Below are 16,493 nucleotides of genomic sequence, written 5' to 3' on the forward strand. Positions count from 1 at the left end.
TTTCATTGCTCGTCTAAATGCGTTACACGAGAATGAGAAGGCCAGCCGTCGTAACCGGGAATGAACGCGGGAGCCACTCTCGCCGTCTTCAATGCGCACCCAACTCATCTGCCGAGTCGAGGCAATATCGGCGTAGATGTGAATCGGTGGCATCGATTGAAGCCGATAACCGTTTAATCGATGCGCGGCTCATATTTAATCAAATGGCATATCTTGAATACACCCCGCATTGCTGGCCGTCAAAATTCCAGATTGATTCCATTTTTGAGAAGCCAGAGCCAGTAGTATCGCGATTTTCACCTGAAAATGAGATTGGCAAATGGCGTGGAAGTACGGCCAGGCGACTGGCGTTATATCTCATGATGGAAACTCGTTAACGCCCGCCGCATACTCGAGGATCGGGCCGGGCAAAAACAATCCCTCTGCGCAAATGCAGGAAAGTATCGGCCCGATTCCTCGCGGCGCATGGACAATAGGCCGGCCGTTCATGCACCCGCATGCCGGACCTTACACACTGCGGCTGTCCCCAGAGATGGGTACGGTCACGTTCGGCCGCTCGGGTTTTCTGATTCACGGCGATAGCAGCGTCCATCCGGGACAGGCTTCAAATGGCTGCATCATTACCGGCTTAAACAACCGTCAACACATATGGGCGAGCGGCGATCACACGCTGATCGTAACGCAATGAAGATACTTCCTTTGGTTGCCGCGCTCGCACTGGCGGCCCCCGCCCTCTGCTTCGCGGGCTCGCCCCTCGGATGCAAGAGCTGGCCAACTAATATCGCAATCGCGTATCTGAAAAACGCAGGGATAACCGATCCGACCAGGCTGGACGAATCGAAAACCCGTGCGGTTCGCCTCGCCTCGGAGAAGATCGGCAAAGGTCTTTGGCGTGACGTCTATGACATTACGTTCCACGAGCGTGGCGGACGGTCGATCGAAGTCATCACATCCAGCCAGGCCGGCTCGGTGGAGTGCTCGATGTCTGATCCGGTTGTGTGGGTTGTCTCGGAAAAACTTCCGGAATAGGCAAGTCCTGTTTCCGGTTTGCACGGTGGTGCTCTACCAACTTAGGCTCCGTTCATCGAGCTAGTTTGCAGGCAAGGCGACAGTGGGTTTGCGGTTTTTGGTCGGGCGTCGGCGGGCACGAGTGGGATCTATTGGCTTCCGGTTCTATATTTGTATCATGGACTGCATGGCACCAACGAAGCGGGGCCATGCGAGCCTACTTAATGATCTTACTGTTCGGTGAAACACGCGGATCGTTGCAAAGACGTTCACAACCTCCGGCGCATATCGGGACCAGTGTCACGGCGATCTGATTCAATGTCTTGTTTCCTGCTCGATCAACGTCTGGGTGCTTAATGGTTCTCTTATCCACCCAAATGTTACTTTCCTTGACACCAAGTTGAATCAGATAAACACGCAACGCCGATGCCCTCCGGTCCGCAATCGCGGTCGGGTCGCGTTCTCCAATATACCCCCCGGCATATACAATTCCGCGAATTTCAACGTCCGGCCATTCACGTGCCGCCATTACCATATCGGCAATTCTCAGGCGATCTGAATTTGATAACTTGACGGAGTTCAGTGGCAAGCTATCGACCATATCTTCGGAGATAGTGCACGCATGTCCATAGTTAGCCGTGAGTGCAATCCAAGACGCGAACAGAAAAGTCGCGGCGCTCGAAAACGATAACTTTTTGTGCATATCTCGCCTAGTCCTGAAAGCCGACATAGCAGGTGATGCTGTCAGCATTTTTGATTGCCTTGTCGGGATTGGTTTGCGCCCAAAACGACAGTCCAATACTGATGCCGTACATGTCATCATGTTGAGTCGAATACGTCTGTGAAATGTGTGCACTCGTGAATGAGCGTGAACACTTTGTTACCCTTCCACAATTGCGCCTCCGGCGACGTACAGTAGTGTGTATAGATGGCAATGATGCGTCTGGCGCTGTCTGGCTTGCACATAGCCGCGTCAGTCGAACCGTTGTCGGGAAGTATCGTGCACGTGATATTTCGTTGCTTCTGTTGGTCCCATCTGACCACGTTCTCGGGTTTCAAATTCAGGATTACGTCAAGCAATTTGGGTAGGCCGACCGTCATCGCGGCGCGGACTTCGTCGCTCGAACGTCCGAACCACTTCTTTGCACGCGCTTGCTCGCCATGATCCCATCGGGCAAGCGCTTTAATGCGATTCTGGATCAACGTTACGGCCACGGCGCGGCTCGAAACAAACATGCATCTGAATTCCCTGTTCGTCATATTCGAGCAGATCGGCGTCGGATCAAGAACCACATCTACGCACGAATCCGGGTTCGTGTTAGTGCAAGCAGTATCATGAACCGCTAACCATTCGGTATTTTCTGGCATTCTCACCTCTCTATTTGTGGTTGCAGGCTTGATGCGCGCGGGGTGGATATGCGCCCGGTCTTGCCCTGCGCGTTCGTCGCTCCAGTTATCACCTTTCCATCAACAATGATCCGGCATCGCACATTCGCGAGCGGGCGCTGTGCGTCATCCATCAAGGTGAACTGCTCGTCATAGGCTGTCGTTTGTGCAGGTGTAGAAATGGGGCTGTTCGTCTGTCGCCGCTCTGTGTCGTTGGTCCTATGATAAAAACACCCCACATCCACACCCGCAAGAACCCGGTTTCTCTCACGTGGATATAGCACCAGGTGGCCTTGAAGTACTACCGGCGTTCCTTCACTGCGCATCCGCTCGACAGAGCCATACATCGGCCACGAACCTTCGCGGGTGCCGCATGTAGCACGCTCGCCGTGTAGTGCGAGCTTTTTCCCGTTATCGTGACGACGTGCCTTGGTCGCCGGAACTTTCCCGCCCGTGGTTGTGGGGTCATCAAATCGGATCACTGGAATTGCATCAATAACCCCCAATGATTTCGACGGTGAACCGCCGCGCGCCATCGGTGATGGCCCGCTCCGTCTGCCCGCGAGTCCGTCAGGCCGCTCGCAAGCACATTGCCTCCATGCTCACGCGATAGCGCATATTCGCAAGCGGTGAGCCGGTGTCATCTTTCTGCCTGAATTATTGATAGCAGACAGGCGCTTGCGGTGACTGTGCTGACGTTGCCTGCGCTACGCTGTCCGAACGAAACGCGTTCGAACTGCTCTCCAGGTTATTGCGCCACATCGAAATAAAGGCGCTTCATCCCATCGGTAGCTATACGCTGTGTCTTTCCGTTAGCGTCCGTGACACCGCTCGCGAGAGTTGTCTCGTTGACGCGAACGCGATAGCGCACGCCCGCGAGCGGGCGGCCCGCCAAATCGGTAAGCGCGTATTGCTCGTCGTGTTTAACGTGTGACTGGATCATGGATTGGGACACGTGCGCGGAAAGAGGCGGGGCGTTGTGCGCTCCGTCATCGCACCATGATTCACCCGCAAGCTTCGCAATGATTCGGGGCGGCGTTGCACAGTCGCAGAGAACAATGTCGCCGTCGGCGGCTGTCTCGCCCATAAATTCAATGCGGCGCGGGCCTCCGGTTTTCGCAATCACGCCTAGGCTTTTACACTTCTCGCAGTACGCAGCACCGCCGATAAGTGCAACCTGATGGCCTTCCCAGATACACATTGGGCCTTCATATTGCTCAATGCGCCCACCTGTACTGAGTTGATCGCCAACTACCGCTATTCGACGCAGCATGCCTGTCCCCTCACTCGCGCCTCAGTTCGACACCGTGTCCATTCACGGGGACAAAAACCGTGGACGTCTGCACGTCGCGATACGGACTTTCGTTAATCACGTCGCCGTTATCAAGCATGCAGTCCACGCCGACGCATGCGGCCGGTAGACCGGAGATGCAAAGTTCGTTGCCGCTTGTCGCGCACCCGCCGCGATCGGTGCGTGCCCCGATGGTTGCGAACGGATACAACTGGCCAATACGTTCCTGCCGATCAGACATTTAACTGTCCTTACTTTATACGAACACAAACGACCGGCAATGCAACCGGCACCAGGCGAGTCAACTACGGCTTTAGCTCGCCGAACATCTTCAATGCGCGCTTGAGCAAGGCGGTATCAGACAGCTCCGAAAAATCAATGACATATGCAAGGAGCATGAACTTGCTGCGCAAAGCTTGATCCGGCGCAGCGCTAATGAGCGTGCAGCTCATTCTCCGCACGGCAAATGCTTCGATTGTGTGATCTGCTTGTGGGCACGCCGACTTACAAATCGGTGGGATGACAGACCCCGCGATTCACGGTCGGGGTCCTCATTACTGCGCGGTCTGAACTAGTGGCGCGGTTTGCTTCGGTTCTTCTAAAAGTATGGGCGTAGACTCCTTCAGGAACCACTCCCGCCCGTTTCTTTGCCGGTTCGCGCGCGGCGCTCGGTGCAAGTTCGGGGTAGTGGCCGATAGCCTTGCGGCCATGTCTGCCGTTCGGCTGCGTCAGCCGGTAACAGTAGTAGCAGGCGATGCTGCCCTGCGGTGTCACCTTGACGCCGAAGCCGCGCAGAGCGGCGTCGGCGTGTTACTTGGCTTTGTCAGTACCGCCGCCCTAGCGGATGGTTTCCAGAAAAGCGCGGTTAATTGCGTAGCGTGCCATGTGGCGTATGCCCCTCAGTTGTTGAGGTGCACAACCAGTATCGGGAAATTTCCGTGTGCGACTCTACGCGACCCCATGCAGCGCCATGCAATCTAAGGTCTTGATTTTGTTGATCTATGCACCGCCATGCCACTCTGTTCAAGGGTGGGATTGCCCCGCACAGGGGCAACGCTAATACACCACCGTGAACTCAAGGAAAGGCCAACACCACAAAAACCACACCCCCAAAGCGCCCCGCGCAAAAAACCCCTCATAGCGCCCCAGCCCAATTTGTGCTTTACTTTTTGGCAGCCTTATAAAAACCCGAAGCCCCCCAATCGGACCCCGCGAAACAGGCAACCAAAGAAAAAGCAAAAGGTCCGGTCTCACCCCATCAAGGAGACAACTTCATGGCGATCAGCATCAGTCTGACGGTGAACGGCGCGCCCATCAGCGCGTCAATCGACCCTGGCACCCTGCTAGTCCAGTTCCTTCGCGACCAACTCCGCCTGACGGGCACGCACATCGGCTGCGACACGGCCCAATGCGGCGCATGCACGGTCCACCTGAACGGACGCGCGATCAAATCCTGCAACATCCTCGCGGTGCAAGCGGAAGGCGCGGAAATCACCACCATCGAAGGGCTCGCCAAAGACGGCGCACTCCACCCCATGCAGACGGCTTTCAAACACTGCCACGGCCTGCAGTGCGGCTTCTGCACGCCCGGCATGGTGATGAGCGCGATCTCACTGGTCGAGCGTCAACCAGATCTCACCGGCGACGACGTGCGCGCCCAACTCGACGGCAATCTGTGCCGCTGTACGGGTTATCACAACATCGTCAAAGCCGTGCTCGAAGGCGCCGAGGGCATGAAGTCCGCCGACGCGGCAAATGCCAACGCGCAAGCCACCGCACCGGCCACCGCCTGAGGAGCCGACGATGAACGCACCCGACACTCACCTGATTGGCGCTTCCGTCGAACGTAAGGAAGACTATCGTTTCCTCACCGGCAACGGCCAGTACACGGACGACATCGTCCTGCCCCAGCAGACCTACGCGATATTCCTGCGCTCGCCCCACGCGCACGCGAAGATCAACAGCATCGACACCGCCACGGCCAAACAGTCGCCCGGCGTCGTCGCGATTTTCACCGGCGCGGACATGGCGGCGGACAACGTCGGCGGCCTGCCGTGCGGCTGGCTGATCCATAGCACCGACGGCAAGCCGATGAACGAGCCGCCGCATCCGATCATCGCGCACACGAAAGTGCGTCACGTCGGAGACCAGGTCGCGCTCGTAATCGCCGATTCGATCAAGGCCGCGAAAGACGCCGCCGAACTGATCGAAGTCGATTACGACGTGCTGCCGGCCGTGGTGGACACCGCGCATGCGGCCGACGCCGGTCAGCCCGCAGTGCACGACGAAGTGCCGGACAACGTCTGCTACAACTGGGGCCACGGCGACAAAGCCGCCACCGACGCCGCCTTCGCCAAAGCCGCGCACGTCACCACGCTCGACATCGTCAATAACCGCCTGGTCCCGAACGCGATCGAACCGCGCGCGGTCAACGCGAGCTACTCGGTGCAGGACGACAGCTACACGCTCTACGTCGCGAATCAGAATCCGCACGTGGAGCGCCTGCTGATGGCCGCGTTCGTGCTGTCCCTGCCGGAATCGAAACTGCGCGTGATCGCGCCGGACGTCGGCGGCGGCTTCGGCTCGAAGATTTTCCTGTACGCGGAAGACGTCGCGCTAACCTGGGCGTCGAAGAAAATCCGCCGTCCGGTGAAATGGACGGCCGAGCGCTCGGAAGCGTTCGTCTCGGACGCGCACGGCCGCGATCACGTGACCAAGGCCGAACTGGCCATGGACGCGGACGGCAAATTCCTTGGCATGCGCATCCACACGACCGCCAACATGGGCGCGTATCTGTCCACGTTCGCATCGAGCGTGCCGACCATTCTGTATGCCACGCTGCTCGCCGGCCAATACGCCACGCCCGCGATCTACGCGGAAGTGAAAGCGGTCTTCACCAACACCGTTCCCGTCGATGCCTATCGCGGCGCGGGCCGCCCCGAAGCGACATACGTCGTGGAGCGTTTGGTGGAAACCGCCGCGCGCGACATGAAGCTCGATCCGGCGGAGATTCGCCGCCGCAACTTCATCCGTGAGTTTCCGTACGCGACGCCGGTCGGCCTCACTTACGATACCGGCGACTACGAAACCATCCTCGCCCGTTCGCTCGAACTGGCGGACGTCAAAGGCTTCGCGGCGCGCAAACAGGAATCCGAAAAGAGCGGCAAACTGCGCGGCCTCGGCTACTCGTGCTACATCGAGGCGTGCGGTCTCGCGCCGTCGAATATAGCGGGCGCGTTGGGCGCGCGGGCCGGCCTGTTCGAAGTCGGTCAGATTCGCGTGCATCCCACCGGGTCGGTCACCGTGTTCACGGGCTCGCATAGTCACGGCCAGGGACATGAGACAACCTTCGCGCAAGTGGTGGCGGACCGGCTGGGCATCGCGCTGGAAAGCGTCGAGATCGTCCACGGCGACACCGGCCGCATTCCGTTCGGCATGGGCACGTACGGATCGCGCTCGATCGCGGTCGGCGGCTCGGCGATCATGAAGGCGCTCGACAAGATCGAAACCAAGGCGAAGAAGATCGCCGCACATCTGCTCGAAGCCGCGGCGGAAGACATCGAGTTCAAGGACGGCGTGTTCCGCGTCGCGGGCACGGATCGCACCAAGGCATTCGCCGACATCTCGCTCGCCGCCTACGTGCCGCACAACTATCCGCTCGACGTGCTCGAACCGGGTCTCGAAGAAAGCGCGTTCTACGATCCGACCAACTTCACGTATCCGTCCGGCGCGTACATCTGCGAGATCGAAGTCGATCCGGAAACGGGTGTGTGCCGGATCCAGCAGTTCACTGCGGTCGACGATTTCGGCAACGTGATCAATCCGATGATCGTCGAAGGACAGGTGCACGGCGGGCTTGCTCAGGGCATCGGCCAGGCGATGCTTGAGCGCTGCGTGTACGACAACGAGAGCGGCCAGTTGCTGTCAGGCTCGTACATGGACTACGCAATGCCGCATGCGTCCGATCTGCCGAACTTCACCGTCGAAACGGTCAAGGGCACGCCGTGCACGCACAATCCGCTCGGCGTGAAAGGCTGCGGCGAAGCGGGCGCGATCGGCTCACCGCCGGCGGTCATCAACGCGATCCTCGACGCGCTCGCGCCGCTCGGCGTGACCGACCTGCAAATGCCGGCGACGCCGCATCGCGTGTGGTCCGCGATTCACGCGGCCAAGCAACCCCATTGAGATCCTGAGCGGAGCATTCGACATGTATTCATTCGAGTATCAACGCGCGACGGATCCCAAAGCGGCCGCCGCCAGCCTCACCGCCGACAGTGACGCGAAGTTCCTGGCCGGCGGTCAAAGCCTGCTGCCCACCATGCGGCTGCGTCTCGCGCAGCCGTCACAACTGATCGACGTGACGCGCATTCCCGCGCTCAAGGCGATCACCGTCGACGCGAAAACGGTGACGATCGGCGCCGCCGTCTGTCACGCCGATGTGGCGGATCACGCGGAACTTCGGCGCGTCTTGCCGGGCCTCGCGGATCTCGCCGCGCATATCGGCGATCGCCAGGTGCGCGCGCTCGGCACGATAGGCGGCTCGCTCGCCAATAACGACCCGGCCGCCTGTTATCCTGCCGCCGCCATGGGCTTGGACGCGACCATCGTCACGGATCGGCGGCGCATCGCGTCGAGCGACTTCTTCGTCGGCATGTATGAGACCGCGTTGGAGCCCGACGAACTGATCGTCGCGGTGGAGTTTCCAGTGCCCGAGCGCGCGGCATACGAGAAATTCCGCAACCCTGCTTCGCACTTTGCGCTGGTCGGCGTGTTCGTCGCGAAGTTTGCGAGCGGTGTGCGCGTGGCGGTGACGGGCGCGGCGTCGTCGGTGTTTCGTGTGCCTGAACTGGAAAGCGCGTTGTCGGCGAACTTCACGCCGGAAGCCGCCCGCTCGGTAACGGTTTCGGCTGCCGATCTGAACACCGACATGCACGCGAGCGCCGACTATCGCGCGCATCTGATCCCGGTGCTGGCGGCGCGCGCGGTGACGAAGGCGAACGGTTAGCGTTTCCTCGCTGTTCGCGGTTGGTGTGCCCTGTGCTGCGGCGCAGGACACACCAGCCGCATTCGCTCATGTGCTTTGAGGCCGCTTCGCTTGATTGGCATCGCTTCATTGCGCAGATTCAGGAACACCATGCAGCCCGCCTCGATCGACGACACCCTCGCTCAACTCGCCGCCCAAAGCTATTTCGCCAGCCGCGAGCTGGCGACCGCGCTGTATCTCGCGTTGCGCATGGAACGGCCGTTGTTCGTCGAAGGCGAGCCGGGCGTCGGCAAGACCGAGTTGGCCAAGGCGGCGGCGGGCATGCTCGGCACCTCGATGTTGCGCCTGCAATGTTATGAAGGTCTCGACACGGCCAGCGCGCTTTACGAATGGGACTACCCGCGGCAGATCATGGCGCTGCGTCTCGCCGAAGCCGCCGGCGAACGCCCCGACAACGACACCTTGTATCGCGGCGAATTCCTGCTGAAGCGCCCGTTGCTGCAAGCGCTGATGCCGGATGAAAATCATCCTGGCGCGCGGCGCGTGTTGCTGATCGACGAAATAGACCGTGCCGATGAACCGTTCGAAGCTTTCCTTCTGGAATTGCTTTCGGACTTCCAGGTATCGATTCCCGAATACGGTACGGTTCGCGCGGAGCAGCCGCCGCTCGTCGTGATGACCTCGAACCGGACGCGCGAAGTGCACGACGCGCTGAAGCGCCGTTGCCTGTATCAATGGATCGGCTACCCCGAGCGCGATCGCGAACTGGAGATCGTTGCCGCTCGCGCGCCGCAAACGTCGGCGGAATTGCAGCGGCGGGCGGTGGATTTCGTGCATCGGCTGCGCGGCATGGATCTGTTCAAGGCGCCTGGTATCGCCGAAACGATCGACTGGTGCCGCGCGTTGGAGGCGTTATCCGTGACGGAGCTCGATCCGCAATCCGTGCACAACACGCTCGGCGTGCTGCTGAAGTATCAGGACGATCTGGCACGCGTGGATGCCACGCAAATCGCGCAGTGTCTCGCCGCGCCTGGATAGCCAGCATGACGAACTCTATCGACGCGGGCAACCGCGACGCCTCGGGCCATAGCCCACGGCTCGACGCCGGCCATCGCGACGCTTCGGGTGATCGTTCGCGCATCGGCCAGCCCGGCAAACGGGTGGTGGCGTCGTCCTCTTCCGGCGAGACCGCTGCCTCACCGCTCGACGACACGCCTACGCTCGCCCGCAACGTCGTCCACTTCGTGCGCGTGCTGCGCGGCGCCGGTTTGCCGATGTCGCCCGCGCAAGCCGTCGATGCGCTCGCCGCGCTGCACTGGATCGACCTCGGTCGCCGCGACGATGTGCGCGCCGCCCTCGCCGCGTCGCTGGTCTCCGCGCCCGACGAGCGCGATCTGTTCAACGCCGCATTCGACCTCTTCTGGCGAGATCCCGATTGGGAAGGCAAGCTGCGCGCGCTGCTTCTGCCAAAAGTCCGCGATGGCCTGCCGCCGCCCAAACGCAACAACCGTCTCGCCGACGCGCTCGCCGTGCGCGCGCCGAACTCACCGCATAGCAAAGCGCAGCAGGAAACCGAGCAACACGAACTGCACGCGCACGTCACCTTCAGCGCGGAAGAGCGCTTACGTCATCGCGATTTCGACACCCTTTCCGCCGATGAATGGCGCACCTTGCGTCATCTGATTCGCGGCCAGCGTCTGCCGCTCGCCACCGAGCCGACGCGTCGCCTGAAAGCCGCTTCGCATGGCACGCATGCGGACTTGCGCGCAAGCGCCCGGCACGCGGTGCGCGCAGGCGGCGACTGGACCGTGTGGAAGTATCTCGCGGTGGTCGAGCGCAAACCGCCGCTCGTGCTGCTGCTCGACATCTCCGGTTCGATGAGCAGCTATTCGCGCGCGGTGCTCTATTTCTGCCATGCGCTGCTGCAGTCGCGTGAACGCTTGCAGGTGTTTCTGTTCGGCACGCGGCTCACCAACGCGACGCGCGCGCTGCGCGAGCGCGATCCCGACGTGGCGATCGCGACGCTCACCGAGCAGGTGGTGGACTGGTCGGGCGGCACGCGGATCGGCGCGGCGCTCGCCGAATTCAATCGCCGCTGGGCGCGGCGCGTGCTGACCGGGCGGGCCACGGTGCTGCTCGTCACCGACGGCCTCGATCACGAAGCGATCGACGTGCTCGACGCCGAGATGGCCCGCCTGCGCCGCTTCGCACACCGCATCATATGGCTCAATCCGCTGCTGCGTTTCAGCGGCTTTTCCCCGAAAGCGCGCGGCGTGCAGGCGATCCTGCCCTATGTCGACGCGCATCGTCCGGTTCATAATCTAGACAGCCTGACGGCGTTCGGCCGCGACCTCGCGCAACTCACGCGCGCGCCGCGTCGCAGTGCCGGCGTCACGGGCACCGCAGGAGCGACATCATGGAATTGACCGAAACCCATACGCTGCCCGTTTCGCAACAGCGCACATGGGACGCGCTGAACGACACCGAGGTCCTGCGCGCCTGCATTCCGGGCTGCGAAAGCATCGACCCGGACGGCGAAAATGCCTATGTGGTGGCGCTGAGCGCCGCAGTCGGACCGGTCAAGGCGCGCTTCAAGGGGCGCATGCAACTCACCGACATCGAGGCGCCGAACTCGTACAGCATCGTGTTCGAAGGCCAGGGCGGCGCCGCGGGCTTTGCCAAGGGCAACGCGCACGTCTCGCTCGAAGCCGACGGCGAGGCCGCCACCAAGCTCAGTTACACGGCGAGCGCGCAGGTCGGCGGCAAGCTCGCGCAGATCGGCTCGCGGCTCGTCGACGGCGCGGCGCGTAAAATCGCGGGCGAATTCTTCAAGCGCTTCGGCGCCCACGTCAGCGGCGGCAGTGAGAGCGCTGCGAGCCCAGACGCCGGGGAAAATGCAGCAGATGAAGCGGTGCCGCACAATACAGCATCGAATGAGGCCGCGGACGGCGAGTCCGGCGGCGAAGCAACGAAAAGGAAGAAATCATGGACAGCGTGGATCTCGAAGTCCTGAAGTCCAGCGCTCGCTGGCTGGAAGAAGGACATCGCGCGCTACTGGTGACGGTGGTGAAAACGTGGGGTTCGTCGCCGCGTCCCGAGGGCGCGATGCTCGCGGTGCGAGACGATGGCCTCGTGGTGGGCTCGGTATCGGGCGGTTGCATCGAAGACGATCTGATCGACCGCGTGCGGCAACGCGGTATCGAGCAGACGCGGCCGGAGGCGGTCAAGTACGGCATCACGGCGGAAGAAGCGCATCGCTTCGGCCTGCCGTGCGGCGGCACGATCCAACTGGTGCTCGAACCATTGACGCCGCAAAGCGGTATTGACGAACTGTGCAACGCGGTGGAGAACGGGCGCCTCGTGGCCCGCGAAGTGAATATGACGACGGGCGCCACGCGGCTCGAAAACGCGCAGGCAACCGACGGCGTGCTTTTCGACGGCGAGCGTCTGTTGACGATTCACGGCCCGCGTTACCGCATGCTCGTGATCGGCGCGGGACAATTGTCGCGCTACCTGTGCAATATCGCGGTAGGGCTCGATTATCAGGTCACCGTCTGCGATCCGCGCGAAGAGTACACCGAGGAGTGGAACATCCCCGGTACGAAGATCGTGCGCACCATGCCCGACGACACCGTGATCGAGATGAAGCTCGACGAACGCTGCGCCGTGATCGCGCTGACGCACGACCCGAAGCTCGACGATCTCGCGCTGATGGAAGCGTTGAAAACGCCGGCGTTTTATGTCGGCGCGCTGGGTTCGCGAAGGAATAATCAGGCGCGGCGCGAACGTCTCAAAGAGTTCGATCTGAACGATACGGAGCTGGCCCGCTTGCACGGACCGGTCGGGATTTATATCGGCAGCCGCACGCCGCCCGAAATCGCGGTGTCGATTCTCGCCGAAGTGACGGCGGCCAAGAACGGCGTTTCGTTGCCGACCCTGCTTCAGGTCGAAGGCGCGAAGGCGGCGCGCGAAATCGCGGCTTCCGGTGGAGCGGCTTGCAGCGTTTGACGATTTGTTCAATCGCAACGCGCGGCATGCGCTTGACATCCACGCGGCGCAAACCGAATCTAACCGGCGACCCCGTCAACGTTACGTTCGGATACCAGCCCGCCATGCGCCTTTCCTTCCTGGTCTGTCTTGCATCTCTCGGCTGGCTTGCCGGCATCCACGGCGCGGGAGCGAGCGTTCCCGCCAAACTGGACGATCCGTACACCAACGAAGGCGAGACGCAAACCTTCACCGTCAACGCCGACGGCTCCTTCACCAAGCTCGATTCGATGACGCTGCACGTGAATAACGAAGCCGGCGTCGCGCGGGTCGCGCAGCAATACGTCTGGTTCAACCGAAACATGGCGGACGTGCAGATCCTCGAGGCCTACACGATCACTGCCGACGGCGTGCGTCACGACGTGCAGCCCGAGCAGATCCGCAATGTTCAGGAAGCGCGCTCGTTCGACGCGCCGATGTTCCAGGACATCCAGGAAAAGGTGATCGTGTTCCCCGCCGTCGAACCGGGCGCGCGCGTGCATCTCACCTATCGCAAGACGCAGAAGCAGCCGATCGTGCCGGGCGAATTCAGCGACTTCACACCGCCCGATCTCGCGCCGACGCACAACTTCCGCCTGATCTACGATCTGCCCGCCGACAAGCCGCTGTATGCCGACGCGCGCGGTTTCACCATCGTGCAACCCGTGACGCGCGATGGCCGCACGCGCTACGAATATCGCTACGACAAGGCGCACTTCAGCCGGCTGGAACGCGGCTCGGTTGCGTACGTTTCCTATGGCGACCGGCTGATGGTCTCGACCTTCCCCGACTACGCCGCGTTCGCCGCGACCTATCGCGAATCGGCAGTGGACCCGAGCGCGCACGACGCCGCCGTCACGCGTCTCGCGCAACAGCTCACCGCGCGCGACCGCACGCCGCGCGACAAGGCCAAGACGCTGTACGACTGGGTGCGCCGCAACGTGCGCTATGTGGCGATCAATGTCGGACGCGGCGCGGTCGTGCCGCACGGCGCGAGCGCGGTGCTCGCGAATCGCTACGGCGATTGCAAGGACCACGTGGCGCTGTATGGGGCGCTGCTCGACGCGGCCGGCGTGCGCAACGAGCCGGCCCTGATCAGCAGCGGCACGATCTACACGCTGCCGAGCGTGCCGGGCTACGGCGTCATCAATCACATCATTACGTGGCTGCCGGATTTGCAGCAGTACGTTGACTCGACCGCCTCGAATATCGAGTTCGGTTTTCTGCCGTCTTCCGATATGAACCGGCCGACCGTGCTCGTCGGCGAGGGCGTGCTCTCGCGCACGCCGGCAACCGCGTTCATGACGCGCAGCACCGATCTGTCGATCAAGGTCGAACCGGATGGCTCGGCGAGCTTCACGTACAGGCTGGAAGCGGCTGGCGCTTCGGCTGAACAGGCGCGCGCGATGTTGCGCACGCAGACGCCCGCGCAACGCGAGGAATCGATTCAGGCCGAACTGCGCAGCGCCAATCTGCGTGGCACCGCGACGCTCGCCACCAATGACCTCGGCGTCGCCGACGGCCCGCTCGTCATTACGATGAAAGGCACGCTGGAGAGTCTCGTGGTGCCGGGCGCGGCGGCTTCGATTCCAGCATTGACGAGTCTGGCCGGCGGCTTCGCCGCGGATACGCGTTACTGGCTCGGCGAGCGTCAGCGCACGCAGCCGTTCGTCTGTCACAACCTGGCGTTGCACGAACGTGCGCGCATCGAATTGCCCGCCAATTTTCGCGTGCTCGACATGCCGGAGGCGAAACGAACCCAGGATCGTTTCGTCGATTTCCAGTCGCAATACACGTTCGATCCGCTCAGCAACGTCGTCACGATGACACGCGACGGCGCCACGCACTTCGATAGCGACGTCTGCACGCCCGAAGACTTCGCGCAGATGCGTCCCGCGATCGAAGCAATTGGGCGCGACGTGCGAGCGGAGGTGATCGTCAGATCGACGCTGGTGGAGTCGTCGAGTGTTGCTGCGCAGGCGCCGTGAGCGCCTGCTTCAGTGCTTCAGAACGCGCGCACTCAAACGGGCCAGAGCGGCCCTTCCTGCATCGCGCCGAGCTGCTCGCGCAACTCGAGGATGCGCTCTTCCCAGTAACGCTGCGTGTTGAACCACGGAAACGCCGCGGGGAAAGCCGGATCGTCCCAGCGGCGTGCAAGCCACGCCTGATAGTGAATCAGCCGCAGCGTGCGCAACGCTTCAACCAGATAAAGTTCGCGCGGCTCGAAGTCGCAGAAATCTTCGTAACCGGCGAGCAGATCCGCCAGCGCGCGCGACGCTTCGACGCGCTCGCCCGGCAGCAACAGCCACAAATCCTGCACCGCCGGTCCCATGCGGCTGTCGTCGAAGTCGACGAAATGCGGCCCCGCGTCGGTCCACAACACATTGCTCGGATGGCAGTCGCCATGCATGCGCAACATGCGGATATCGCCGGCCCGTTCGAACGCGCGCTCCACGCCTTCGAGCGCGAGGTTCACCACGGCTTCCCACGCGGTGCGCACGTCGTCCGGCACGAAACGGTGCGCGAGCAAAAAGTCGCGCGGTTCGTAGCCGAAGGTGTGGATGTCGAGCGTGGGACGTTCGGTGTAGTTCTGCGTCTGGCCGACCGCATGGATTCGGCCGATGAAACGCCCAAGCCATTCAAGCGTGTCGCGCCGGTCGAGATCCGGCGCGCGGCCGCCGCGCCGCTCGAAGATGGAAAAACGAAAGCCGTCGAAGGTATGCAGCGTGCGGCCATCGAGGGCACGCGCGGCCACCACCGGAATCTCGCGCGCGGCGAGATCGGCGACGAAAGCATGTTCTTCGAGGATGGCGGCGTCGCTCCAGCGCTCAGGACGGTAGAACTTCGCGACCACGGGCGGGCCGTCTTCCACGCCCACCTGGTACACGCGATTCTCGTAGCTGTTGAGCGGGAGCATACGGCCGTCGGTGCGCACACCGGCTGTGCTGAGCGCGCTGTCGAGCGCGTCGAGCACGATTTCCGGCTTGAGCCGGGCGAAAGGCACAGCGCTGCTCGCGCTGTCCTGTGGATCGAGGATGTCGTCGTTCATGCCCGCATTGTGCGCCGCGCCGCCGTCAAAGACGAGGGCGACGGCTCACAGCGGAACGAACTGCGGGAACAACCGTGGCTTACAACTTGCACACGGCTCGCACTCAAACTGCCTTCAATGGATCTGCGCGCTCGACGGTCGGACTTGCTCGCCCGTATCGATCAGGTCTTCAAGGAAAAAGGGTTCAGTATTCAGGTGCTGCGAAACGCCGGGCTCGCCGGCATACCACGCCACCATGGCCATGTCGCCAAGAATGCGCATGACGATCCCGCGCGCGCCTTGTGGCACCGCGATATGCACCGATCGGACAATCGAACCGATTTGCATGATGTTTCCCCGTTTCTCCCATAGCCGGCTTTATGACTTCGCGCCGGTCAATGTGATGATAAAAGCGTCGCTCCGCCGATAACGTTGCATACGCACCCAATCTGCTGCGCGTGATACGCGTGAAAGGTTTGAATTATTGTTCCCGTTTTGCGGGGCCGAGGAAAGCGCGAACTCGAGGCTCTTTACCCCTTGTTTCGCCCTATTCCCATTACGGCGCGCTGGACCGATGATTCGGAGCGTAACGCGTCGCAACGAGACCATCATAAACCCTGCTGGGGTGAGATATCAAAAACGTGCACCAACCAGACCATTTGCTCGATCGGACCGCCGCGCCGGCCTGCCCGAACCGCTGCGATGCGCGTCACGTTCACCTCATCGGTCACCTGGATGGCGCCGCCTTGCGCGGCCTTGAGCGGCTCGGC

The 16,493-nt window shown here is 61.9% G+C and carries 17 protein-coding genes; 10 read left to right on the forward strand and 7 right to left on the reverse strand.

Translation table 11 applies throughout. The annotated features are described in order from the left end of the window. The first annotated feature begins 319 nt into the window (after positions 1 to 319). Both ACFSNN_RS14985 and ACFSNN_RS14990 read left to right on the forward strand, forming a co-directional pair. Complete coding sequence (locus ACFSNN_RS14985) at positions 320 to 688, forward strand: tlde1 domain-containing protein (protein ID WP_134457348.1); 369 nt, start codon at positions 320 to 322, stop codon at positions 686 to 688. Next, entirely contained in the window at positions 685 to 1,029 is a 345-nt protein-coding gene (locus ACFSNN_RS14990) for a hypothetical protein (RefSeq protein ID WP_134457349.1), read from the forward strand. Before ACFSNN_RS14985 ends, ACFSNN_RS14990 begins: the two co-directional genes overlap by 4 nt. Before the next feature lie 196 nt (positions 1,030 to 1,225). Here ACFSNN_RS14990 and ACFSNN_RS14995 read toward each other — a convergent pair whose 3' ends face one another. From ACFSNN_RS14995 to ACFSNN_RS15015, 5 genes are all read right to left on the reverse strand, one after another. Next, positions 1,226 to 1,711 carry an OmpA family protein gene (locus ACFSNN_RS14995; protein WP_134457350.1) on the reverse strand — a complete coding sequence of 162 codons (486 nt, stop codon included), beginning with the start codon at positions 1,709 to 1,711 and terminating at the stop codon, positions 1,226 to 1,228. 116 nt (positions 1,712 to 1,827) lie between these two features. After that, on the reverse strand, positions 1,828 to 2,376 hold the full coding sequence (locus ACFSNN_RS15000; RefSeq protein WP_244322795.1) for a M35 family metalloendopeptidase: 549 nt from the start codon (positions 2,374 to 2,376) through the stop codon (positions 1,828 to 1,830). Between the two features lie 2 nt (positions 2,377 to 2,378). Then, positions 2,379 to 2,930, reverse strand: coding sequence for a PAAR domain-containing protein (locus ACFSNN_RS15005; RefSeq protein ID WP_134457351.1), 552 nt, complete (start codon positions 2,928 to 2,930; stop codon positions 2,379 to 2,381). 212 nt (positions 2,931 to 3,142) lie between these two features. After that, the gene (locus ACFSNN_RS15010; protein WP_134457352.1) at positions 3,143 to 3,667 is read right to left on the reverse strand and encodes a PAAR domain-containing protein; all 525 of its coding nucleotides are present in this window, start codon (positions 3,665 to 3,667) and stop codon (positions 3,143 to 3,145) included. A gap of 10 nt (positions 3,668 to 3,677) precedes the next feature. Then, the gene (locus ACFSNN_RS15015; protein ID WP_134457353.1) at positions 3,678 to 3,926 is read right to left on the reverse strand and encodes a hypothetical protein; all 249 of its coding nucleotides are present in this window, start codon (positions 3,924 to 3,926) and stop codon (positions 3,678 to 3,680) included. A gap of 1,033 nt (positions 3,927 to 4,959) precedes the next feature. Here ACFSNN_RS15015 and ACFSNN_RS15020 point away from each other — a divergent pair. From ACFSNN_RS15020 to ACFSNN_RS15055, 8 genes are all read left to right on the forward strand, one after another. After that, positions 4,960 to 5,478, forward strand: a complete 519-nt coding sequence (locus tag ACFSNN_RS15020; RefSeq protein WP_134457354.1) for a (2Fe-2S)-binding protein — start codon at positions 4,960 to 4,962, stop codon at positions 5,476 to 5,478. A 10-nt stretch (positions 5,479 to 5,488) separates the two neighbouring features. Continuing rightward, positions 5,489 to 7,870 (forward strand): xanthine dehydrogenase family protein molybdopterin-binding subunit, encoded by a 2,382-nt coding sequence (locus ACFSNN_RS15025; RefSeq protein WP_134457355.1) that lies wholly within the window; start codon positions 5,489 to 5,491, stop codon positions 7,868 to 7,870. A 22-nt stretch (positions 7,871 to 7,892) separates the two neighbouring features. Next, positions 7,893 to 8,690 carry an FAD binding domain-containing protein gene (locus ACFSNN_RS15030; protein WP_134457356.1) on the forward strand — a complete coding sequence of 266 codons (798 nt, stop codon included), beginning with the start codon at positions 7,893 to 7,895 and terminating at the stop codon, positions 8,688 to 8,690. Between the two features lie 129 nt (positions 8,691 to 8,819). After that, the gene (locus ACFSNN_RS15035) at positions 8,820 to 9,707 is read left to right on the forward strand and encodes an AAA family ATPase (protein ID WP_134457357.1); all 888 of its coding nucleotides are present in this window, start codon (positions 8,820 to 8,822) and stop codon (positions 9,705 to 9,707) included. Between the two features lie 5 nt (positions 9,708 to 9,712). Continuing rightward, positions 9,713 to 11,095 (forward strand): vWA domain-containing protein, encoded by a 1,383-nt coding sequence (locus tag ACFSNN_RS15040; protein WP_244322796.1) that lies wholly within the window; start codon positions 9,713 to 9,715, stop codon positions 11,093 to 11,095. Then, a complete protein-coding gene (locus ACFSNN_RS15045) occupies positions 11,086 to 11,682 on the forward strand; it encodes a CoxG family protein (RefSeq protein ID WP_134457358.1) in 597 nt (198 codons plus the stop codon). Before ACFSNN_RS15040 ends, ACFSNN_RS15045 begins: the two co-directional genes overlap by 10 nt. After that, on the forward strand, positions 11,655 to 12,677 hold the full coding sequence (locus tag ACFSNN_RS15050) for an XdhC family protein (RefSeq protein WP_134457359.1): 1,023 nt from the start codon (positions 11,655 to 11,657) through the stop codon (positions 12,675 to 12,677). Before ACFSNN_RS15045 ends, ACFSNN_RS15050 begins: the two co-directional genes overlap by 28 nt. Before the next feature lie 104 nt (positions 12,678 to 12,781). Beyond that, a complete protein-coding gene (locus tag ACFSNN_RS15055; protein WP_134457360.1) occupies positions 12,782 to 14,683 on the forward strand; it encodes a DUF3857 domain-containing transglutaminase family protein in 1,902 nt (633 codons plus the stop codon). A 32-nt stretch (positions 14,684 to 14,715) separates the two neighbouring features. Here ACFSNN_RS15055 and ACFSNN_RS15060 read toward each other — a convergent pair whose 3' ends face one another. Both ACFSNN_RS15060 and ACFSNN_RS15065 read right to left on the reverse strand, forming a co-directional pair. Further along, on the reverse strand, positions 14,716 to 15,744 hold the full coding sequence (locus ACFSNN_RS15060) for a serine/threonine protein kinase (protein ID WP_134457361.1): 1,029 nt from the start codon (positions 15,742 to 15,744) through the stop codon (positions 14,716 to 14,718). Positions 15,745 to 15,858: 114 nt separating this feature from the next. Further along, on the reverse strand, positions 15,859 to 16,071 hold the full coding sequence (locus ACFSNN_RS15065; RefSeq protein ID WP_012431429.1) for a hypothetical protein: 213 nt from the start codon (positions 16,069 to 16,071) through the stop codon (positions 15,859 to 15,861). Positions 16,072 to 16,493 lie beyond the last annotated feature (422 nt).

This window comes from Paraburkholderia dipogonis, assembly GCF_042680985.1.
In the GTDB taxonomy this organism is placed as follows: Bacteria; Pseudomonadota; Gammaproteobacteria; order Burkholderiales; family Burkholderiaceae; genus Paraburkholderia; species Paraburkholderia phytofirmans.